Origin of the sequence: Paenibacillus sp. UASWS1643, from assembly GCF_008693195.1 — a bacterium.
Taxonomy (GTDB): Bacteria; Bacillota; Bacilli; order Paenibacillales; family Paenibacillaceae; genus Paenibacillus; species Paenibacillus amylolyticus_B.
On record NZ_VXKZ01000096.1, the window covers coordinates 39798 to 64475 of the forward strand.

General features: G+C 47.4%; 6 protein-coding genes. All 6 read left to right on the forward strand.

Going from position 1 to position 24678, the window contains the following annotated elements:
* Positions 1–13: 13 nt before the first annotated feature.
* The 6 genes from FE296_RS05350 to FE296_RS05375 are packed head-to-tail and all read left to right on the forward strand — an operon-like array spanning position 14 to position 24674.
* Positions 14–16765 carry a non-ribosomal peptide synthetase/type I polyketide synthase gene (locus FE296_RS05350; RefSeq protein WP_223868781.1) on the forward strand — a complete coding sequence of 5584 codons (16752 nt, stop codon included), beginning with the start codon at positions 14–16 and terminating at the stop codon, positions 16763–16765.
* A 17-nt stretch (positions 16766–16782) separates the two neighbouring features.
* The gene (locus FE296_RS05355; protein ID WP_190945034.1) at positions 16783–20979 is read left to right on the forward strand and encodes a beta-ketoacyl synthase N-terminal-like domain-containing protein; all 4197 of its coding nucleotides are present in this window, start codon (positions 16783–16785) and stop codon (positions 20977–20979) included.
* The gene (locus FE296_RS05360) at positions 20976–21233 is read left to right on the forward strand and encodes an acyl carrier protein (protein WP_124115931.1); all 258 of its coding nucleotides are present in this window, start codon (positions 20976–20978) and stop codon (positions 21231–21233) included. The genes FE296_RS05355 and FE296_RS05360 overlap by 4 nt, the downstream gene beginning before the upstream one ends.
* Positions 21230–22381: an acyl-CoA dehydrogenase family protein gene (locus FE296_RS05365; RefSeq protein ID WP_150364429.1), complete on the forward strand. Its 1152-nt coding sequence runs from the start codon at positions 21230–21232 to the stop codon at positions 22379–22381. Before FE296_RS05360 ends, FE296_RS05365 begins: the two co-directional genes overlap by 4 nt.
* The gene (locus FE296_RS05370; protein ID WP_150364430.1) at positions 22378–23358 is read left to right on the forward strand and encodes an ACP S-malonyltransferase; all 981 of its coding nucleotides are present in this window, start codon (positions 22378–22380) and stop codon (positions 23356–23358) included. Before FE296_RS05365 ends, FE296_RS05370 begins: the two co-directional genes overlap by 4 nt.
* On the forward strand, positions 23355–24674 hold the full coding sequence (locus FE296_RS05375) for an aspartate aminotransferase family protein (RefSeq protein WP_150364431.1): 1320 nt from the start codon (positions 23355–23357) through the stop codon (positions 24672–24674). The genes FE296_RS05370 and FE296_RS05375 overlap by 4 nt, the downstream gene beginning before the upstream one ends.
* Positions 24675–24678: the final 4 nt, after the last annotated feature.

The following is a 24678-nucleotide window of genomic DNA, read 5'->3' on the forward strand; positions in this document are numbered from 1 at the left end:
AGGTGTGGTCGTGATGGTACAAAAAAACGTTGAACTTTCCGAAACACAAAAGGGAATCTATTTTGATTGTCAGGTGAATGATCCCACTTCGTATAACATCTCAGCTTCAATGCAATTTGATCATCTTCAAATGGAGATATTTCGCCGGGCCATCGAATTGCTTATGTATGAGCAAGTGGTGCTGCGTACTCGGATTGAGATTCAAAATGATGTACCCGTGTTATCCGTTCATGAAGATATGGATTATTCACTTGTCTTGTGGGACCTAAGTAGCGAGAATCAGGAGAATCCAAAGGAACAACAGTTAGAAGCACTGGTGGATGAATGCATCGGGACACCTTTTGATCTGGAGAAAGGTCCTCTGTTCCGTATAATGATTGTTCAGATGGATAAAAGCCGATATATTCTGACCTTATGTATTCATCATTTAATATGTGATGGCATGTCGCTTGAACTGATGAAAAACAAACTTATTCAGTCCTATACGTGTCTTCTTGAAGATCAGCCTGTGGATGTCAAGCTGGATGAAGGATTCATCTCTTATGTTGAGGCAGAGAACAAGAAACTGCACGAAAACAAGTACTCCAAAGAGCGTGAATACTGGTTAAACAAAATGAAGGGAGCGGAACCTCTTTCTCTAAAGCACGACTTTCCAGCAGGTTCTTTACAAGAAGGAATTGGTCATGAACTGCGATTTGATATTTCGGAATCGTTAATGGCTGATATTACACAGATGTCCAAAGATAATGAAGTAACCGTTTTTATGTTCTTTATGGGTGCCTTTGGCATTCTTATGAGTAAATATGTGGGTACAGACGATATCACCTTTGCCTCCCCATATTCTCATCGTCCCGGTATGGACTTGGAAGAAACGATTGGATGTTTTGTCCATATGTTGCCTATGCGATTCAATATTGACCTCGAATCAACTCTAAAACCTCTGCTGCAACAAGTAGCCACAACCTGGATGGATACGTACAGGAACATCGGATATCCCAATAACCTCATTGTCAGAGACAGCATGTTACAGGCTCATCCCGGATCACCATCGTTGTTTGATATCTCCTTTGTTTATGATTCCTATGAGGAAGATATGCTCGGAACTCGTATTCTGGATCAGGATAAGGTTACGTTTCCAGGAGATCTAATGGTGGTGTTGAGTCGTTTACCGCAAGGTGCTCAGTTGAAGCTGCAATACAAACCGAGCTTGTTCCGTGAAGATTCAATGGAGCGAATGGGCCAACGATTTCTATACTTGCTGAATCAACTAGTAACCAATTCTGATCAAAAAATCAGTGAGTTCAGCCTCCTGATGCAGGATGAGAAAGAAAACCTACTGTACCGATTCAATCAAACTTCTTATTTTCCCTACACTCCACAACATATTATGGATATATTTCACGATAAAGTAGCACGTTTCCCGGAGCGGGTAGCTCTAATGGAAGGGAAGCAGCATCAGACCTATGCGCAGGTCAACGCAAAAGCGAACCAATTGGCTAGGCAGATCGTTGCGAGTAAAAAAAGTGATAACGCGGCAGTTGGCGTGCAGATGCCGCGTTCCTCGGATATGGTCATTGCCCTATTGGCTGTATTAAAAGCCGGATGTGCTTTTGTGCCTGTAGACCCTTCCTATCCTTTGTCCAGAAAGGCCTATATTATATCGGATGCAGACATATCCATAGTGCTGGCTATACAGCCCGAAAAAGATGACGAGACTCTGGATGTCCAGTACATCTACGTTGAGGGAGATCAGGCCTATACGGGGGATACCTCAAATCTCGAAGAGGCGCTGAATCCGCATAGCCTTGCCTATATCATGTACACATCCGGTTCAACAGGCAAGCCAAAAGGAGTCATGATTGAAAATCATAGCGTAGTCAATACACTGCTTGATCTGGAGCGTCGTTTTCCAATGCAGGCGCAGGATGTTTACTTGCTGAAAACAGCATATACCTTTGATGTATCGGCCACGGAACTTTTCGGCTGGTTCATGGGTGAAGGCGCACTAAGTATTCTTGAGCCTGGAGCAGAAAAAGACCCTTCTCGTATTTTGTCTACGGTGGCATCACATAAGGTGACCCACATCAACTTTGTTCCAACTTTATTTCGTCTTTTTCTGGAAACGATGGAGCTTCGCTCCGATCTGTCAGCATTGGAAACGTTGAAATGGATGTTTGTTGGCGGAGAGGCAGTCACGCCAGACATCATTGAGAAGTTTAACAGGTTAGGCATTAGAGCAAGTCTTGAAAATGTATATGGTCCAACCGAATGCACCATATGGGTTTCTCATTATCCGTTAAGCCATTACGAAGGCTTGGGCAATGTACCGATTGGCTACCCGCTCAATGAGTCCAGATGGTATGTCGTCGGAAATCATGATGAGCTTCAGCCGTTAGGTATTCCAGGTGAGCTTTGTCTTAGCGGTGTTGGGCTTGCACGTGGATATCTGAATCTGGAACAGATGACCCGAGAGAGGTTTGTCCCTAATCCTTTCTTTCAAGAAGGACAGGACGCAGCGCATTTCAGGTACATGTACCGCACAGGTGATCTGGTACGTTCACTCCCAAGCGGTACGATCGAATATCTGGGACGCATTGATTTCCAGGTTAAAATTCAGGGAGCCAGACTGGAGACAGGCGAAATTGAGAATACGCTGTCATCCTATCCGGGTGTCATCCAGACCGTGGTAGTCATGAAATCATTTGAAGGTAGGTCCGGCTTGCTGTATGCCTACTATCTGTCAGAGCAGGAGCTGCCTTCTGTCGAATTGAGAGAGTATCTGTCTCGTTCGTTGCCGGCATATATGATACCATCCGTTTTTGTACATAAATCCGAATTTCCATTGAATAGCAGTGGGAAGATTGACCGGAAGGCACTCATGGCAGATATCACGCATGCTCACACTTCCAGTACGTTCTATACCGCCCCGTCTTCCGAACTTGAGAGGGTGATAGCCGAAGTGTGGGCCGAAGTGCTCGGTGTTGAGAGAGTAGGGCGCGATGACCATTTCTTTGAATTGGGCGGAAATTCATTTTCTGTCATTCAGGCTCACAATAAACTAAAACATTATACCGATGTCGAGTTCCCTGTTCCTCGTTTTTTCGAATGCCCGACATTGCGTCAATTTGCCGCGCTGGGTCCGAAGGATGAGGCAGTTCGGGTACCGACTGAAAGGGAACAATTGTTTCAACGAAAAGACGGCATTATGCGTGAGGACATTGCAATTGTGGGCATGGCGGTGAATGTGCCGGGCGCTGAGGATATAAGGGAGTTCTGGAGTAACCTGGTTGAACGGCGGGAAAGCATTCACTTTTATAGTGATGATGAATTGAGGGAGCTTGGTGTGGAGGAAGCGCTGCTGCGTTCACCTCGTTACGTCAAGGCAAAAGGACGTGCCAACGGCATCGATGAGTTTGACGCAGGGTTCTTTGACTATACTCCCGGTGAAGCCAAAATGATGTCTCCCCAATTCAGACTTCTGTATCAGGGAATATGGGAAGCGCTGGAGGATGCAGGCTGCAGACCGGATGAAGCGGGTAAGGTGGGTGTGTTCCTTGGCGGGTCCGATGACTTCGAATGGTACCGTCAAGTGCTTTTTAACGATGCTAACTATAGCAGTAAATACGAAGCATTTACCCTCAGCACCAATCATTTTCTCGCTACCCGAATGGCTTATAAGCTTAACTTAAAAGGGCCGGCCTATACCGCTCTGACGGGATGTTCTACTTCATTGGTTACACCTCATCTGGCATGTCAATCTTTGATCGTTGGAGAATGTGATGTGGCCGTGGCTGGTGGGGTCACCGTGGAGTTGCCCAATGAAGGGGGTTACATATTTGAGGATGGCATGATGTTCTCCACAGATGGACACTGTCGTCCATTTGATGCGGCAGCCAGTGGAACCGTCTTCTCCAATGGTATGGGAATTGTGGTGCTGAAGCGGGTAACCGATGCTCTGCGGGACGGAGATCATATCTACGGGGTCATCAAAGGCTCAGCAATTAACAATGACGGACAAGAGAAACTCAGTTTCCTTGCTCCAAGCGTAAACGGACAGGCTGAAGTCATTCAGGATGCTTATAAGGTAGCCGGAGTAGACCCGGAAACGGTGAGTTATATCGAAGCACATGGTACGGGAACGTTGCTTGGTGATCCAATTGAAGTAAACTCGTTAACTCGGGCCTTTGCTTCCGACCAAAAGCAATTTTGTTATCTGGGTTCGGTCAAGGGCAATGTGGGACATATGGATACAGCCGCAGGTGTGGTTGGTTTAATCAAGGTAGCGCTCAGTCTTGGACAAGGTTATATCCCTGGAACAGCGAATTATGAGCAGCCTAATCCCAAGATTGATTTTTTGAATACGCCTTTTAAAGTTATTGCACAAGGTGTGGACTGGAAACAGGGCAATGTTGGAGTCATGCGCGCAGGAATCAATTCATTTGGTGTGGGGGGCACGAATGCTCACATGGTATTGGAGGAGGCTCCCGAGATGGAGAAGTGCAGTCCGGATGATGACGTAAATATATTGCTTTTTTCCGCCAAAACAGAGTACTCACTGAACCGCACCGCTGAACGGATTATGGAACATCTGACTCAACATCCGGATCAATCTGTGTCGAACGCAGCGTGGACCTTGCAGTCAGGTAGATCTGTTTTTGCGTATCGTAAGGCACTCATTCTGGATAAGACATGGAAGGATAATCCGGACAAGCTGATACAGCAGCTGGGGAAAGCACGCGTATACCATTCAGCTCAAGGCACCCGTCCCGTATACTTTATGTTCCCCGGACAAGGCAGTCAGTATCAGGGAATGGGTGCAGAACTATACAGATCTACAGAGCAAGCAGGCCTAGCTCCAATCTTCAGAAGTTATATTCAGGAAATATTGGACCTTCTGCCTGCGGAAGAACGAGAAGATATGCTGTCCGTTGTATACGGGGATCAGCAGCCTGAGCGAATAAACCAGACGGAGTACAGCCAATTCGCACTGTTCATGACCAGTTATGCGCTGGCCAAGTCGCTACTGGATCTGGGCATCAAGCCAGATGGCATGATCGGACACAGCATTGGTGAATTGGCTGCCGCTGCGGTAGCGGGTGTGTTCGAACTCGGAGATGCTGTCAAGTTAGTTCGGCTTCGCGGACGTCTAATGCAGCAACAACAACCCGGGGTCATGCTTGCCGTTATGGCGGATGTACAGCAGGTGAAGTCACAACTGGAGGAAGACATGTGGCTTGCCCTGGTGAATACTACAGGTTCCAGTGTGATTGGTGGGACAGCTGAAGCCATTTCACGGATGGAAGCCAAGGCTGAAGGAATGGGCTGGAAGTGCATTCGTGTAAAGACTTCCCATGCATTCCATACGCCAATGATGAATCAGGCTGCCGAGGAATTTAGACGTTATCTAGCAGAGCATTCACTTCATACACCACAGATCCCATTACTGTCCAACACCAGTGGAACATGGGCGCTTGGAGATGAAATCACAAAACCTGACTATTGGTCCCGTCATATTTTACAGCCGGTGTTGTTTGAATCAAACCTGGCTGAAGTGTTGAAGGATGAGCGGGCTGTATTAATTGAAGTAGGTGCAGGACGAACGCTAAGCTCCTTTGCCAGACAGCACAGTCAATCAAGAGATTCTCAGACGGTACTGAATATGCTGCGTCACGTAAGGGAAACAGAGCAGGACAGTATCTATGTGAACCGCAGACTTGCGGAGTTATGGTGCGAAGGCATTGAACCGGACTGGAAGGTGCTCAAAGGGCAGACGGTACGACGCAAATGCTCTCTGCCTACTTATGTTTTCAACAAACAATCCTATCCTGTCAGTGTTTCTCTTTCTGGCTCATCAGCAGCGGAAGGAATGGGTACCGGGGATAATAGGCAGCATGCAGAGCAGGGTAAGGGAAGTAGCTCTGCTCTAATAAAAGGGACAGTTTATACTGGTGGTTCAGACCAATTGAAACAGATTGTTCTGGATGCATATCGAACGATTTTTGGCATCGATGATCTAGATGAAGAGGTTAATTTCTTTGCGGTTGGAGGAGATTCTCTCAAAGCAGTCAGCTTGTCTGCATGGATCCGGTCTCATTTAGGAATTCAGCCTGAGGTAGCAGATATTTTCAATCATTCAACGCCTATTCAATTGGCGGAGCATCTCTATGTCATTGCGAAACCAAAAGTGGACCAACAGACAATTCAATCTGCACCCACTATGGATGCGTATCCAATCTCTTCTGCACAGATGCGTATGTTCACACAAGCGATGCTTGATCCAGGCAATACGGCATACAACCTACCGTCTGCAACCATTATTGAAGGTGAATTGGACCGTATAAGAGTTGAGTCTGCTTTGCAGAAGTTGATGCAGCATCATGAGGCGCTCAGAACATCGTTTGAGATACGGGGCGTTGAGATCGTTCAGATCATCCAACCTTCGGTTCGCTTAAGTATGGGCTATGCAGAGCAGCATGTGGCAGATGACCAAGAGTTGCCTGCGATGATCGAGACATTGATTCGTCCTTTTGATCTGGGGAGTGCTCCGCTTATGCGGGTTGAACTGATTAAGATGGGCGAGCGCAAGCACCTGCTATTCTTTGATATTCACCATATTATCGCAGATGGTACATCTGTCGAAATCATTACTCGTGACTTCAATGATTTATATTTTGGCAAAGAGCATGCAGTCCGATTGCAGTACAAAGATTACGCGGTATGGCAGCAGCAGCGTCTCGCTTCAAATGAATACATTTCACATCAAACATACTGGCTGGACCATCTTGGCCCTTCTTTACCTGTGCTGGAGCTTCCACTTGACCATGAGCGTCCATCACAGCGATCCATGCAAGGGGGACGTCTCCATTTCACGTTGAATCGTTCGTTAACGCAAAACTTGCACGAGCTGGCTTCCTCATCGGAAGCATCCATGTATATGGTAATGCTAAGTGTGTGGAATCTTCTTCTTGCACACCGCTCAGGTCAGCAGGACATTGTGGTAGGAACGCCTGTTGCAGGAAGGATACAAGAGGAGTGGAAAGAGACGGTAGGCATGTTTGTCAATATGATTGCGATGCGGAATTTTCCAACGTTTGATCGTACGTACACTGATTTTTTACGCGAACTTAAACAACATACACTGGATGCTTTTGCGTATCAGGAGTATCCGTTTAATGAGCTTGTGGCACAACTGGGCGTGACACGTGAGTTGAACCGAAATCCGGTATTTGATGTTTGTTTTGATTATCAGAACATGGATTTGCATGGACTTGAACTTCATGGTTTGCAATTCAGTTCTTTTCCGGTGGAGACGGGTACGTCTACTTATGATCTGTTAATGACCTGTCAAGAAAACAGGGAGAAGCAGGTGATTGAAGGATATATCGAATACTCGATGGATCTGTTCCGCCGGGACACAGTTGAAGGTATGATGCAGGAGTTTATTGGACTCTGCCAAGAGGTTATACAACAGCCCAATCTGTCTCTGAGCGAACTGTTTGAGAGAAACACTGGTTCTCATGAGCACCCAGTCCATCTGCTTGCTGGACCACGTCGGGATTACACTCCTGCGGTGGGTCTGCATCGGCTGTTCGAGCTGCAGGCAGAACACACACCAGACAAGAAAGCTCTCCTTGTATCATCCGGAGCCTCTTTTACCTACAGGGAGCTTAATGAAAAAGCTAATACGCTGGCTTGGAAGCTTATTGATCAAGGTGTACGCCGGGATGAACCTGTGGGCATATTATCCAGACGAGAAGAATCGTTGATCATTATGCTATTGGCAGTGCTGAAAGCTGGGGCGGCTTATGTGCCTCTGGACCCTGCTTTTCCGCCGCAGCGTATCGTGAATATGATTGAAGACAGCCGAATGAACGTATTGCTGTGTACGCCTGATGAAGAAGGCACAGTGACTTTTAGCGGAGAGCGATTCGTGTATGATCCAACTGCCCAGGATGTGCGCTCATCCGTTAACCCGGACGTAAACTTCCTGTCTTCGGACCTGTCCTGTGTGATTTTCACCTCAGGATCGACGGGTCGTCCCAAAGGGGTCATGATTACTCATGAGGCGATGGTCAATTTTGTTGAGGACATCAGGCACCGACATATTTTTGCACATGAGACAGATCGCATCATCAGTGTAACGACCATATCTTTTGATATTTTCGGATTTGAAGTGTGGGCACCACTATGCACCGGATATTCGCTGTATCTGGCCAATGAGCAGGAACAGCTTGACCCGGCTCTTGCTTCACGTCGAATACGTGAACATGGTGTTACGCACATACTTAGCACTGTCTCACGCATTAAGGCATTTGTCGAAAATCCGGAATTCGCTCAGGCGCTGGGCAATCTGCGGTGTGTTCTTACCGGAGGGGAAAATGTCCCTGTGGGACTCCTCACCGATCTGAAGCGGCTTACGCCCGCTCGTGTCTTTAACATGTATGGACCAACGGAAACTACGATCTGGTCAACGACCAAAGAATTGAATGACACAGCCGCGATTACCATTGGCAAGCCCATTACCAATACAGAGATTTATATTCTGAATGATGAAGGTGAAATACTGCCACCTGGCAGTTATGGAGAGCTGTGCATTGCAGGAAAAGGATTATCCCGCGGTTATCTGCACAATGCAGCTGAGACCGATGCCCGATTCATTGCAAACCCATATGTTTTGGGAGGCCGTTTGTACCGAACTGGCGATCTGGCCCGTATACTGCCGGATGGGGATGTTGAGTTAATGGGACGGTTGGATCAGCAGGTGAAGATTCGTGGCTACCGGATTGAACTGAACGAGATTGAGCAGGCAGCGATGAATTATGAACGTGTAAGAGAAGCTGTCGTTAAGGTAGAAGGGGCCGAGCAACATTCGTTGCAATTAATCCTTTTCTACAGTCTGAAGCCCGGGATTGGGCCTTCCGTTATGGAAGATGAAGACGTACAGCTTCGGACCTGGTTAAAGCAGCGGCTTCCACAGTACATGATGCCTTCTCGCTTGATTTGTCTGGAAAATCTGCCTGTGCTGCCTAATGGCAAACTGAATCGCAATGCCCTTCGTCTGGCTGATTTTGAAACGGGAGAGAGGAATAACCCTGCTCTGGTTTATGGCTCATCGATTCAAGGAATGGAGCGGGCAAAAGTTGATTTGGAGCAGATGCTCATTGCAACGTGGAAGGAAATATTGAATCTGGATACGGTTAATATCCATGATCACTTTTTTGACATCGGAGGCAACTCGCTGGGGCTTATCTTGATCAATAATCGGCTGAATGCCTATCTGGATAAAAGCGTTCCGCTGGTGCAATTGTTTGAGCATTCCTCCATTGCATCACTGGTCAATCATCTGGTGGCTGAGCAGATGCTGCCGACAGTTACACAACAGGTGCGAGAGGAGAGCGGGCATATCGCTACGGCTGGATATCCTGTTACGAACCCGGACTCGACAACAGCTCCCAAAGATGATGTGATGAGCACAGTTGAACACAGCAAAGTGGAGCAGAGCAGACCGGCACTGAGCAGACCAAAACAGAGTATCTCGTTTGCTTCAGAACACAGTAGCAGAGATTCTTCTTTGTCGGATATCGCAGTCATTGGCATGGCAGGGCATTTTCCCGGCTCAAGAAATATTGAGGAGTTCTGGGATAACCTAATGGCAGGTAAGGACGGTATCACCCGTCTGAATGAGGAGGATCTAACCGCTGCGGGTGTACGACCGGAAGACTTCAAACATCCCGATTATGTATGGGCCAAAGGTGTACTGCAAGATACTGAGTATTTCGACTCCGGATTTTTCGAATATCCACATCAGGAATCCAACATGATGGATCCGCAAATACGGCTGCTGCATCAGTGCTCATGGGAGGCGCTTGAGCATGCCGGGTGTGATCCTTACAGTTATGAGGGATCTATAGGATTGTTTGCCGGAAGTGGACTGAGCTTACCATGGATGGTGCAATTTCTAGGTCGTTCCGGTAATTTGCTACAGGCTTTTGAAGCCATGACTTTAAATGAAAAGGACTATATTACAACCCGAGTATCTCACAAATTAAATCTGAGAGGGCCGAGTATGGCCGTACAGACCGCATGTTCAACTTCCTTGGTCGCTATCCACCAAGCTGCTGAATCGCTGATTCGTGGGGAGTGTGATGTGGCACTTGCGGGAGGTGTCTCTATCTCCTATCCGCTCAAAGAAGGTTATCGCTGGCATGAAGGCATGATTTATTCAAAGGATGGTCATTGCAGACCGTTTGATGAGCAGGCATCTGGTACTGTGTCTGGTAATGGATGTGGAATGGTTGTGCTCAAGTCACTCCGCGACGCGCAGAGAGATGGAGATCATATCTATGCAGTCATTAAAGGTTCAGCGATTAATAATGATGGCATGGACAAAATTGGATATACAGCACCGAGTGTGGCCGGGCAGGTCAAGGTTATTCAATCAGCTCTTCATCGTTCGGGAGTGTCTCCAAAAGAGATCTCCTATCTGGAGGCGCATGGAACAGGAACCAAACTGGGTGACCCGATTGAAATCGAAGCACTCAGGCAGTCATGGGGAACAGATCGTAGAAATTATTGTGCTCTAGGTTCTGTGAAAGCCAATATTGGGCATCTTGATGCGGCAGCAGGTGTCGCCGGTTTTATTAAAACCGTACTGACGCTTTATCACCGGGTGGTTCCGCCACAGATTCATATGAATCGGACGAATCCGATGTTGGAACTGGAGCATAGTCCCTTCTATATCAACAAGGAGCCACAGTCATTAGAAGACGCGAAGCATGTCCTGCGAGCAGGTGTCAGTTCGTTTGGGATCGGGGGTACTAATGCTCACGTCATTCTGGAGCAACCGCCCGTCCAAGAGAGCCAAGCCAATTATGAATCATTGCTTCTGCTGCCCTTCTCGGCCAAAAGTGAATCTGCGCTGGAACGCACGTACGATTCGGTTCTACAGGCGATCCATGCATTGCCGGAGCAGTTGCCCAATGCTGCATGGACACTACAGAAGGGAAGAAGCAGATTCATTCATCGTAGAGCACTAATCGTTGTAGACGGTTATATTCCGCCAAGCGAGCAGTCTGTAGAGTTTGAGACACAGGCAAGTGTGATGAATGGAAAGCCTAAAGTCATGTTTTATCTCAGCGGAAATGCAAGTTGGGAAGCGCGCAAGATTCGGGAACTATATGCTTCTGTGTATCGCAGCCAGGTCTCAGAGATATTCAAGCAGCACTTTGAAGAGATACTGAATCTCTTTGAGTCCAAGGAACAGTATGCCATTCGCCAGGGTATAGGGCGATCGTTAGCCGATTCAAGGCTTGAGCGCATGCAGTGCTTTGTTGTGCAATATGCTCTTTATAAAACCGTGATGCAGCTTGGTATCAAGCCGGATGCTCTCTGTGGACAAGGCGTTGGCGAACTGGTGGGATTGGTTATTAGTGATGCACTTGATCCAGTACATGCCGTTGGGCTTCTATACAATCTGGAGCATTGGTCACTACAAGAAGGAGCATTGTCAGATGCTTTGACAGGAAGGATGACAGATGCAACTGTAACAGACCTTGCGTCGAGTATTGCACCACTGTTATCTCCAAATTTCCTGTTCACGCTGCTAAATCGCAAGACGCTTTCTGAATCTGCAGGGCATACGCTGTGGATCGTTTCGAATCAGCTGCAGGATACAGAACAAATAGCCCCGGATTCATTATCAGAGCCAAACATCATTGCTCTTACTGGAGATCGTCAGAGCTTGCTTGAGGCAGACGTGTATTTAATGAAAGTACTTGCTTTTTGCTGGTGCTCTGGCATGGAGTTGGATTGGGAACAGTTAAACGGAACGGGGCGTAGGCAAAAAATCTCCCTGCCGACGTATTCCTTTGATCCCATTGTTCATCAACATGATGTTGCGTTGTATCAGCTTGCAGGTATGTCGCAGGTTGCAGCGGGTTCTATCGCAGCATTAGACCAATCTCCATCTGGGAAAGTCAGGGTTCAACGGACGGATGATGAGATAAGGCATGTATTGTCGCAATTGTGGCAGGAGTTGCTTGGTAATGGAGAAGTCGGCCTTGAAGATGATTTCTTTGAGCTCGGGGGTCATTCATTAAAAGCGATTTCCTTGGCGTCGAGGATTAAAGAAACGTTTGGACTAAATTTGGGGCTGGAAGAGGTTTTTGATCATTCTGTGTTTGAACACATGGTTCAATGGATTGCTGAACACCAGGCTACAAGTGACTCCAATTCAGTGGACCCAATCTTGCCAGTTACTAAGAAAGAGAAATACAAGACCACTTCTGCACAGCGAAGACTGTATGTGGTACATGAGTGGATGAAAGGTGAGAGTACGGCGTACAATCTCGCCAGCTCTTATATGGTAAGAGGAAAACTTGACCCTGCCCAATTCAGAGTAATCATGGATGCACTGGTAGAGAGACATGAAGCATTCCGTACCAGGTTTGAAATGATTGACGGTGAGCTTTTCCAAATTGTCGAGGAGCAGGTTCCAAGCGTGGTGGAGTTGCTGGAATTAGAAACAGCAGGGTTAGAACAGGTCATGGAATGGATAAAGCCTTTTGATCTGACCAGCGCACCATTGGTTCGTGTTAAGCTCATTCGCCTTTCTCAAGAGGAACACATCTTATTCATCGACATGCATCATATCATTTCGGATCAGAGTTCCATTGCGATCCTGATGCAGGATTTTGCTCGCATGTACAGAGGAGAAACATTACAATCTCTTGACATTCAGTATAAGGATTATGCGGAATGGCGTGATGAAGATGCGTCACACGGACAATCTGTTGAAGACGCCAAGTTTTGGATACGGGAATTTGAGGACAAGCCTGCACCGGTTGAATTGCTTACAGACTTCCCAAGACATGGCGCGTCATCTTACAGCGGAGACAGACGTTCCATTGAACTTGGTGAGTCGTTAAGCACACAGGTCAATGACTTCTGTACTCAACAAGGGCTTACACCTTATATGTTGTTTATGGCAACTTTGAATCTATTAATCTGGAAGTATACGGGTCAAGACGACTTGGTCGTTGGTACAGCGGTTGCGGGGCGTGAGAAGCCAGAACTCAACAACGTTATGGGTATGTTCGTGAACATGCTTGCCATTCGCACCAGCATGGACAGAGAATGGTCCACAGAGACGTATTTGAATGAGATGCGTGGCAAGCTGTTATCCTGTTATGAGCATCAACATTATCCTTATGAAGCACTGGTGGAACAACTTGGTCTATTCGGTGATTTAAGCCGCAACCCCCTATTTGATGTGGTGTTAAATTACATTAATATGGGAACCGATGATCCTGAAGCCGGGGAACTAATGCTTGAACCATGGGTCGAAGGTAAGGTGGATGCCAAATTTGATCTGACTTGGACACTGGTCGAGCACAAGCAATGGTACACGGTTGAACTTGACTATCGCTCGGATTTGTTTAAAGCGGAGTCCATGGAACTGATGCTGGATAAATTCCGGTATATCCTGTCTCAGATCACAACAGGGCATAATGAACGAATTGGTCAGATTAAGCTCACTACACCGGAGGAAGAGGAATGGCTGCTGTACGGAGTCAACGATAATGCCGCTCAGTATCCGCGAGATGCGACCATTTCCCAATTATTCGAGGAACAAGTTCATGTGCATGCACAGAAGACAGCATTGGTCTGGGAAGACAGTGAATGGAGCTATGCGGATCTGAATGAACGTGTTCAGTGGCTGGCGTTCAGGTTGCTTGGACAAGGGATAAAATCAGGCTCCAGTATTGCTCTCATTCTGGACCGTGGACCGATCCAGATGATCAGTATTCTTGCTACACTCAAACTCGGTTGCAGTTATGTTCCGATCGACCCGGCTTCGCCGCCATCGAGAATTGAATTTATTTTGCAAGATTGCGATGCGGCTGTGTTATTGACTGAAACGGCTTATGCCTCCACATGGCAATCTGTAGTTCCTTGTATCGTGCCGGCAGATGAACTGGCAGCATTTGATTCAGGAGACATGCAGGAGCCCGTTGAAGATATGAACACGACCGCTCTTGACCCGGCTTATATCATTTATACATCAGGGTCTACAGGAACCCCGAAAGGGACTGTGATGAGTCATCGCAATGTCACCAAAGTCATGAAAAATAGCAATTTTGTCACCGTCGTGCCAGAGGATCGTATCCTGCAAATTTCTAACTATGCGTTTGACGGTTCCATTTTCGATATTTTTGCTTCATTAATAAATGGCGCTACTCTTGTATTAATCTCAAAAGAGACCATTTTGGATATGGCTCGTTTGGCGGATGTCATCCGACAGCAACGGATTTCAGTATTTTATATTCCGACATCCTTGTTTAATATGCTGGTGGATTGGGATGCTGAATGTTTGAAGAATGTGCGTAGAGTGATGTTTGGTGGTGAAGCTGCATCGATGAGCCATGCCAACAAAGCGCTTGCATGTGTGGGACCTGGCAGGCTGTTAAATGGATATGGGCCAACGGAAGCAACCTTTTTTGCCTCTTACCACTTATTACAGCAAACAGAGCCTTATACTGGCTCACTGCCCATTGGTTACCCCCTGTCTAACACAGCTTTGTATGTTCTGGATGATGAGCTGAAGCCTGTGCCACCCAACGTTCCAGGTGAACTGTATATCAGTGGGGATGCGGTGGGTATTGGATATCTTAACCGTGAGGATCTTACCCGAAAACACTTTCTTGATGATCCCTTTCGCAAGGGAGAACGAATGTATCGGACAGGTGATATCGTCAAACGTCTGGCTGACGGCAGTCTGATTTTTATTGAACGTTCGGATTTCCAGGTCAAAATTAGAGGTTTTCGCATTGAGTTATCGGAGATAGGCAATTGCATGGAGCGTCTTTCGGGAGTTCGTGATGCCTTTGTCATGACAGTTACAGAACCATCAGGAAGTCTTTACATTGCCGCTTTTTATACAAGCGACACTGGGGCAGATGTTGAGTATATTCGAAGAGAACTTCACCAGCAACTGCCAGAGTACATGGTGCCTGCACGAATTATTCGAAGGGATCATCTTCCGATTAATGCCAATGGCAAAGTGGACCGAAGAGCATTGTCCGAGCATTTGGTTGAAGAACAGCAGAGGTCTCTGGAAGTGAATTCACCTCGGACAAAAACAGAGCGTGTCATTCTTGCCGCCATGCGACAGATACTCGGTAATCGAAGCATTGGTGTGGAAGATCACTTCTTTCAAAATGGGGGGCATTCGCTCAAAGCGATTGCATTCACTCAAATTTTGTCAAAAGAAGGAATTGCCATCAATGTGAACGAATTATTCCAATATCCGACAGTTAGAGGGCTTGCCAAATTGGTAGACATTAATCCTCCGGCGTCAGTTTGGTCCGAAGATAGCCTGCATATTCAGTCCCCGATAGTCACACCACAGGACATAACACTTCATGAGAAACAACTGGACAGCCTGGTCCTGCATGTCTTAAACAGCTGCAATCAGGTTTCATCTTTTATGGCGGGCATGACCCCTATGAGTCAATTCCCACTATCTCCAATACAACAAGCACATGCTTCTACGACTTCACGAGCAAGCGGATTTACAACAACGCTGGAAGGCGAATTGAATGAACAAGCTGTAAAACACCTGATACTTGGGGTTATATCCCGGCATCAGTTACTGCACAGCATGATATATGAGGAAGAACGATTGTATTGGCATCCATGTGATATGTCGTTAGCGGCGGACATGCTGCAACAGCTTATCCCATATCTTGATATTCGTCATTATGCTTCGGCTACAATGGAGCAGCTGGAGTACAGACTGGTTCAGTCTCTGTTACACAAAACGTATACGTTGAAGGAACTACCATGGCGTCTATGTATTTTGCGTACAGGAGCCACAGAGCATAAGCTGATTTGGAGTTTTGATCACCTTGCGTTTGATGGTATGAGTGCCCAAATCATCAAACAACAACTTGAGTCGAAGGCATTATATAGACCGCAAGGTGTAGAGCTCGAGAGTGATCGAAATTATGAGGATTATGTAAATTTTCTGTCTCAAGGCCCCATAGGGGTATCAGAAGATGAAATGAAGAAACAATTTTCACTTCAGGCATGGCATAGATGTAACACCATCGTCATGAACAAGTTGAAGGAAACAGAAACATTGTCGCCTTCAGCGATGACTGTCGAGTTGTCCCTTGCAGGGAAGGAGCCTGCAGATGTTTGGTGGACATGCTTTGAAACTTTTGCCAACATCATTGCGGCTTATCTGAACATAAGCCAATTGCCAATAGCCCTAGTGCATTACGGAAGGGAGTATGGCGAAGAATCCTACTACGATTATGTGGGAGAATTCCTTGATCTGATTCCAGTGCTGGTAGACAGTGAATTCACACAGGAAGATCTGTTGGAACGTCTGGAATTTACGAAGCGACACAGCATTAACTTTATGGCACTTACACATGATTCTTCCCTCTCGGCACAATATGATGGCATACAGGAACAATTGGGAACTGCCTACAGGCAAGCAGAACAGGAGCCGCGTCAGATGATTCTGTTCAATTATCAAGGCTTCATCTCCAGCAGCGAAGCGATCCCAATGTCGTCTCAGTCGTCGGATGACCAAGATTCGAATTCGGGACTCGCCCAATTCGAATGGGTAATTCGCTACGACGAAGAGTGTCTGTACGTACATCTGGCCTGTCAGGCTGGTCTGAACATCAAACGTTTGAAACAGCTGATTGATGACAAGCTTGGTAGCGATGTGAAAGTGGTAGTTCACAAATGAGGCAATGGAGGTGCAACATGTCCAGTAAATCCATACAGCGAGGACCCGAGCTGATTGTGCCAGAGCATTATTCAACAGTGGCTGAGATGTTAATCTACATTGCAGATACTCATCCAGAAAAGGGAATGACCTATATCAGCTCTTCAGGTGACGAACAGTTTGAATCATATCCTGAATTACTGATGCAGGCGCGCAAGTACCTGCAGTCTCTTCAGGAGCAAGGCATTCAACAAGGACAGGTCGTTATTTTGGAAATTGACCAGTCACAGGAATTTTACCGTACATTTTGGGCTTGTATGCTGGGGGGCATTATTGTCGCCCCGGTTAGTCCTCCAGCCGCCTGGGAACCAGGCTCAGCCGGTCTGGAGAAATTCACGAAAGTGTGGGAGGTACTCGGGCGTCCGGTTGTGATCGTCGAGGAAGCCTACATACCCAAGTATAGGCAGCTTGCGAAAAGTCCGGTATTCAAAGATCTTATGTTGATTAGCGTGAACCAGCTTCAAGCAGGCCAGCAGATGGCTGATCTATGCCCAACCTCTCCTGACGACATCGTGTTCCTGCAATTCTCATCAGGAAGCACGGGAGTTCCCAAAGGTGTGCAGTTAACAAATCACAATATTATCGCTAACAGTATTGCATGCAAGACTTTTCTTGGAGCTGAAGAAGGAGATAATGTGTTTACCTGGTTGCCGCATACGCATGATATGGGGATATTTGGACAGCATCTGACACCCGTCCTGAGTGGAGCCAACATCATGGTGATGTCACCTTATACCTTCGTACGGTCGCCTTATCTGTTCTTGCGCAAGATTACGGAGCATCAGGGAAAATGGTTTTGCTGTACCAATTTCGGTTTCGAATGGATGGTTCAGAAGATCCCGGATTCCAAGCTCTCAACGCTGGATCTGTCTTCACTGCGTATGACCTTGAATGGTGCAGAGCCTATATCAACGTCTGTTATCGAGCGATTTGTCAAAAAATTCAGCTCTTGTGGCTATCGTCCCAATATGATGTTTCCTGCGTATGGCATGGCCGAAGCGACAGTAGGTGTATGTACCTCCAGACTGGGAGAAGAGCCGCGAATTGAACGTATTTCGCGTTCACGGCTGGTGCAGGATGGGCGGGCTGTGCCAGTCCAGCTGCCTAGCAGTGATAGCCATACTTCGGATGTGATCGAATTTGTCCATGAAGGATATCCCATGACAGGGATTCAAATCCGGATTGCGGATGAACAGGGTGAAGTGCTGGATGAGCGGGTCGTTGGCGAAATCCAGATCCGTGGGGAATCGGTAACCTCTGGATATTACAGTCTCCCGGAGGTCAATCGTGAAATGTATATGGATGGGTGGCTTCGCACTGGAGACCTGGGTTATATGGCTGATGGCTCCCTGGTTGTAAGCGGACGAATCAAGGACATTGTGTTTATTCGGGGACAGAACCATTATGCGCATGATCTTGAAGAAATTTTGTACCAGAATAGCAGCATTCCTAGAGGGAATCTGACGGTAGTCGGGCACTTTAACAGCCTCAAACAAGTAGAGGAGCTGCTTGTATTTGTTAAATACAAATCGGGCACTCCACAGTTTCTGGATGTACGTCAGGATCTGATCCAACGTATGAGGGCTGGATTGGGCATTGAGATCACCCATGTTCTCCCAATCAAGGTTATTCCCAAAACGACGAGTGGCAAGGTTCAGCGCTTCATGCTGAGAAACGAATATGAGCGTGGAGTATTTACCAAGGACATCGAGGCCATTGAAGAGCTGATTCGCGAAAACACACAACAACAACACGAGACGGTTTCCGCATCGTCTTTGGAGCATACCGTACGTAAAGCCTGGGCCGAAATTCTTCAATTGCCCGCAGGAAAGATTGAGATGGATACTTCTTTTCTCGCACTTGGGGGCAATTCCATTCTCTCCTATCAATTACTTGACAAGCTGTCTGCACATATGGGGCGTGAATTAGGACAAGAACTACTTGTTTTTTGCAGTACAGTACGTGAGATGGTGGAATATCTGCAGGAACTTCCAGCAGAAAAGAAGGACTTTGAACAAGCTGAAACAACAGATAATCACCTGAATGTACATCGTGCTATTGCTATTACCGGGTTGTCTCTGCGTCTGCCTGATGCCGACACCCAAGAGCAGTTCTGGAGCAATCTGGTTAACGGGTTAGATAGTGTTGACCGGGTTAGCTTAGAGCGTGCAACACGTTCCAAGCAACCCAGTTGGGATGACTGGATTGGGGAACTGAAGCAACCGGATACGTTTGATCATGAGTTCTTTGAAATCCCGTCTGAACAAGCTGCATTTATGGATCCGCAGCATCGCAAGCTGCTGGAAGTTGCTCATGAGGCGCTGGAGGATGCAGGTATGCTCGTGGATCATGAGGAGAAGCGTGATGTGGGTGTGTATGTAGGGATTAACCCAAGCACATACTTCGATCTGGTTGTTGATTATATGAACCGGAGTCTTGGAAAGGCTGTTCATTCTCACGCTATGGTAGGCAATATGTCCAATATTGCAGCCGCCTCCATTTCACACATGTACAATTTTACAGGGCCGGCACTGTCCATAGATACAGCATGTTCTTCTTTTCTGGTAGCACTGACACAAGCTGTGGCGGCCATTCAGGACAAGCGTATCTCTGGAGCAGTTGTAGGTGGAGCGAACATTTTGGCTACACCGCATGTTCATCAACTATCGCGCAATGCTGGAATCTGTTCTTCCACTCAACATACGAAGGTATTTGACCGGGAAGCAGATGGTTCAGTCTTGGGAGAAGGTGCTGTTGTTGTATATCTGGAGCCGCTAACAGAGGCAGTTCGCAACAATAAGCATGTTTATGGTGTGATTCGCGGGACAGCGGTGAATAACGACGGATATTCCCTGGGCATTATGGCACCCAACCCTCAGGGACAATATGAGGTACTCCGTGCCGCTTATCGCGATGCCAACCTAAACCCGAGCGAGATTTCTTATATTGAAGCACATGGATCGGGGACAAGGATTGGAGATCCAATTGAGGTGAATGCCTTGCTCCGACTGTTCCGGGAAAAGGGATGCACAAGCGACAATTCGATTGGATTAGGTTCAGTTAAAACCAATATTGGTCATTTATTTGCAGCCTCCAGTGGAGCCAGTCTTGCCAAGGTTCTACTCAGTATGCAGCATGGGGAACTGGCACCAAGTCTGCATATGGATAATCCGAATCCGGCCCTCCGACTGGACCAATCGCCGTTCCATATTGTTAGCGAGCATAAAACGTGGGATGTACCTGAAGGAAAAACACGGAAGGCAGGCATCAGTTCATTTGGCCTGGGAGGTACGAATGCCCACATTGTGCTGGAGGAATGGAAAGCCCCTGTCCGTGCAGTTGCTCCGGCACGAGGCCAGTTGTTAACGTTCTCTGCCAAATCAGAGCATGCTTTAAAAAAGCTGATTGATAACACGGAGCAGTATGTGAAGAAACATGTTGACCTGGCACCAGAGGATCTTTGTTTTACCCGAAACAGATATAGAAAACATTATCGGTATCGTGCAGCAGTAGCTGTCAGCTCAACCGGAGAGTGGAACATCGAAGAGATGGAGTATGGCTTCAAGCCTAGAAACCGAGCTGCTCGTGTCAATATTGTGGTTGGGGGGCATGAGATTCGCGGAGAAGATGAGGCTCAAGCTCGTCAAGTAATCCGGCCAGACGATTCTAATGAAGATAAGGTATCTACCTTGAACTATTGGGTGACATTGCTTGAGACACTTGTACGTCTGGTCCCTTCCATTCAGGAGATTCGAGGAATAGCTGCAGGAGAGGAGCTTGTATCCAGTTTACATCTGGATGGCGAGGAACATCACAGCGCTCATGCAAGCCAATCCATTCCAGTGAACAACAGAGTGACGTTAGACAGTCTGCAAGACACACCTGGCAAGATGGCAAGCGCCGACATTGTAATTATGATTGCTGCAGATCAGACAGTGCAGCAGCTTGAATACAGTGGCAAGGAGAGCCTCATCCGCCTGTCTGCCGAGCCAATACTTACTATGGAGGATCAGCTTGCTTTATTACTGGGACAGCTTTATGTACGTGGTGCTGCGCTGGATTGGGAACAGTTACATCCGAATGGCTCTGGCCAGATTGTACATCTGCCAGCACATCCATTCGAGCCGTATGTACATTGGATAGATGTGAATCAGGGAACGGAGGTCATGATATGACAAAAGAAGAAATTGAGCTTTTTATCAAAAGCGAGATTGCATCAGCGTTGAATCAGGAGCCAGAGGACATTGATGAAGAGATGAATTTTTTGAAAATTGGTGTCTCATCTGTGCAGGCGCTCAAGATCATTAACCGTGCGCGTAAGCATCTTCAAGTTGACATCAGTCCGGTTGCGTTGTTTGAATACAAAACAATTGCCGAGTTCGCCGCCTATCTGAATGAATCTCTTCTTCAAGAGGGGGTTGCCGAATGATTGAAGTGGATATAGAGCAAGAGATCATTCATGAAGCTGAATTGTTTGCTGCCCGTGAAATTCGTCCTTATGCTCTACACATTCAAGAGCAGCAAGCCATTCCCAGAACATTGATCCGTGCCATGGCTGAAAAAGGTTACTTGGCTGCCTCGATCCCGGCTGAATATGGCGGCATGGGTCTCGGCCCTAGGGCGTACGGGCTGTTGACTGAAGTATTTGGCAAGGCTCTTCCAGCCGTTCGCAGCTTGTTAACGGTGCATACTTCACTTGTAAGTGAAACTTTGGTACGTTTCGGAACGCCTGAGCAAAAATCGTCCTGGCTGCCCAAGTTGGTGAAGGGAGAATGGATTGCTGCCTTTGGCCTGACTGAACCGGAAGTTGGTTCGGATGCCAAAAGTGTAAAGTCCGAGTGGAGAGAAGAATCGGACTGTTATGTTTTGAATGGAAAAAAGAAATGGATCACGTTTGGACATTTGGCAGATGTATTTATCATTATTGCCTCGAATCAGGGACGAAGCACTGCTTTTTGGGTCGAACGCCAGTTCGAGGGTGTACAGACCAAACCTATTGAAGGTGTCATGGTTGCGGGAGAGACAGGTATAGCTGAGATTGATCTCCATGAGGTGCGTGTACCAAAGAATCACATTATTGGACGTCTAAATGAAGGTTTTGAGTACATCGTAACCGGGGCGCTGGATCAGGGCAGATATAGCATAGCCTGGGCAGGGCTGGCGATTGCGCAGGAAGCGCTGGATGCCATGGTGACTTACTCAAGGAAGCGGAAGCAATTTGATCAGAAGCTGAGTCATTTTCAGCTGATTCGCGGCATGATTGGAGATGCGGTGACAAAAGTCCATGCAGCACGAGCATTATGTTTACGGGCAGCCGAGCTGAGAGAAGCCAAGGACCCGCAGGCTGCCATGGAGACAACAATCGCCAAATATTTTACGTCCAAAGTTGCTGTTGAAGTTGCAAGCGATGCGTTACAGGTGCATGGTGCGAACGGAATTAGTAACCAATATCCTGTTGCCAGGCTGTATAAGGAAGCCAAAATTCTGGAGATTATTGAAGGTTCTTCTCAGATGCAGCAGGAGATGATCTCGCATTACGGATTAAAAGCCTATTACAAGCGTGGCGGTGGCGTATGACGTTTTGTGCGCTATTTCCCGGCCAGGGAAGCCAGTATATCGGAATGTGCAGCGAGTTGTTGGACAGTGAGCCGGAGGCGAATCAGATCTTTGCGGAAGCAAGCGAGGTGATCGGATTTGATTTGAAGGCACTGGTTATGGAAGGGACCCTGGATCAATTGACGGTCTCTGAATATGCTCAGCCTGCTGTACTGACGGCAAGCTACGTTCTATTTGACTCATTTGTTCGCCGGACTGGAATGACTCCAGATTATGCAGTAGGTCACAGTTTGGGGGAGATTTCGGCTTTAGTAGCGGCGGGTGCATTGCGATTTGCTGATGGAATCCGTTTTACAGCTCAGCGTGGTGCGTTGATGCATCGCTCCATTCAGGAGCAAAAAGGAAGAGCGGGTATTGTTGTTGATGTAACCCAAGAAACGCTTGAAGAATTAGTCGAGAATATTCGTCAGAACGAGTATGTGACGATCTCCGGTTATAATTCACCGGGACAGTTTGTCGTCGCAGGTACTGCGAAGGGTCTTCAACTGCTGGATGATCAGGTGGATGGCTACGGTGGGGAATTCATTCCTTTTCGTATGATGCCAATGAAGGCAGATGCACCTTATCATAGCGAGTTGATGCAGTTCATTCAGCCTGAGCTTGAAGAGATGCTTGCAGGGATTTCCTTCTCTGCACCGGTGTTTCCCATATGCTCTACAGTACATGGTGAGTTCATTCGCGGACCCGAGGACATTCCTCAGCTGCTGAGCAGCCAGCTTTTGCAACCTATTCGCTGGAATCAGGCATTGGCACGCGTTCAAAATCTGGGAGCGACGGTATGGATCGATATCGGTCCAGGCCAGAGCGTAAGAAATATGCTGGCTGAGAATAAGACCTTGCCTGCAGCCTATTCGCTGGATGATCCGCAAGATCGGTTCAGGTTATTGGAGCGATATGAAGCAGTAAACCAGACAAGTGGGGGAGGCGATAAGGGATGATCACGGAGATGATGCAGTACAATCAGCGGGTGAAACAATGGCTGCCTGGCGGTGTCCACTATAATTTTCACCTTCCTTGGGAAGAGACGCCGCTCCATTTCAAGCATGCTTCCCGAAGCAGAGTGACGGACATGAACGGCAACGAGTATTTGGATCTATATGCCCGCTTTGGTGCCCTCATTGTTGGCCACGGCAACGAGGAGTATAACGAGTGTCTGAAGGATACCATTGACCGTGTTCTTTCTGTAAGTCATTGCGATTTGGATGCAGAGGCTCTGGAACTGATCCATCAATATGTACCTTCAGCAGAAATGATTCGTTTTGGGTTATCAGGCACGGAGATTGTCCAGAATGCACTTCGTCTTGCCCGGGCGTGGACAGGTAAAAATCGCTTTGTACGTTTTGAAGGCCATTATCATGGCAATGCGGACAATATTATGGGTGGCAAGACTGCACGTACAGGTTTGCCTGTACCTTCAGACTATCCTGGTGACATGAAAGGAACAAAGGGGAGGGCAAGGGATGCCATGGAATCTCAATCCTACCTCCTGCCATGGAATGACGCAGCCCGTCTGGAGGAACTATTTCGCCAGCATGGAGACGACATTGCAGCAGTAATCATGGAGCCGGTTTGCGTAAATGGAGGCGGAGTCATGCCTGCTCCGGGTTATCTGCAAAAAGTCAGACAGTTATGTGATCAGTACCAGGTCGTGCTCATTTTTGATGAGATTATAACAGGATTCCGTATGGGACTCGGTGGTGCCCAACAGTTATTCGGTGTAACACCCGATCTGACTACACTTGGGAAGGCAATCGCCGGTGGCGGAGTTCCGGTGTCAGCCCTGGTTGGCCGAGCGGACATCATGAAGTTGCTTGTAGACAAAAAAGTAATTCATGCGGGTACGTTTAATGGCTATCCATTAGGTACAGCTGCTGTAAAAGCTACGCTGGAAATGTTGGGCCGCAATGGAGGACAGGCGATGAACAGCATGAACCGCCACGCTGAGATGATGCATGACATACTCTGCCAGGAAGCAGTGAAGGTAGGTCTGCCTTTAATTGTTCAGGGTCCGTCTGGCTGTGCTTCTTATCACTGTTGCACGGAACCGCTTACGGATACGGCTGATTATACGTTTGAATTGATGTCTTTTGATATTTTGTTAAATAGCAAGCTTGCTGAGCACGGTGTTCTGGTATCTACGCTCTCGCGGATGTATCCGAATATCCTGCTTGATATGCAGGATGTTGCCTGGTTTAGAGAGCGTGTCCCAGCAGCACTTGCAGAAATGAAAGAGCTCTACGACGAGCTGATCTGATGGT

What these genes read in the sequence shown, in the direction of transcription:
- FE296_RS05360 (WP_124115931.1), top strand. Translation starts at nt 20,976, where the DNA reads ATGACAAAAGAAGAAATTGAGCTTTTTATCAAAAGCGAGATTGCATCA.
- FE296_RS05350 (WP_223868781.1), top strand. Translation starts at nt 14, where the DNA reads ATGGTACAAAAAAACGTTGAACTTTCCGAAACACAAAAGGGAATCTAT.
- FE296_RS05355 (WP_190945034.1), top strand. Translation starts at nt 16,783, where the DNA reads ATGTCCAGTAAATCCATACAGCGAGGACCCGAGCTGATTGTGCCAGAG.
- FE296_RS05375 (WP_150364431.1), top strand. Translation starts at nt 23,355, where the DNA reads ATGATCACGGAGATGATGCAGTACAATCAGCGGGTGAAACAATGGCTG.
- FE296_RS05365 (WP_150364429.1), top strand. Translation starts at nt 21,230, where the DNA reads ATGATTGAAGTGGATATAGAGCAAGAGATCATTCATGAAGCTGAATTG.
- FE296_RS05370 (WP_150364430.1), top strand. Translation starts at nt 22,378, where the DNA reads ATGACGTTTTGTGCGCTATTTCCCGGCCAGGGAAGCCAGTATATCGGA.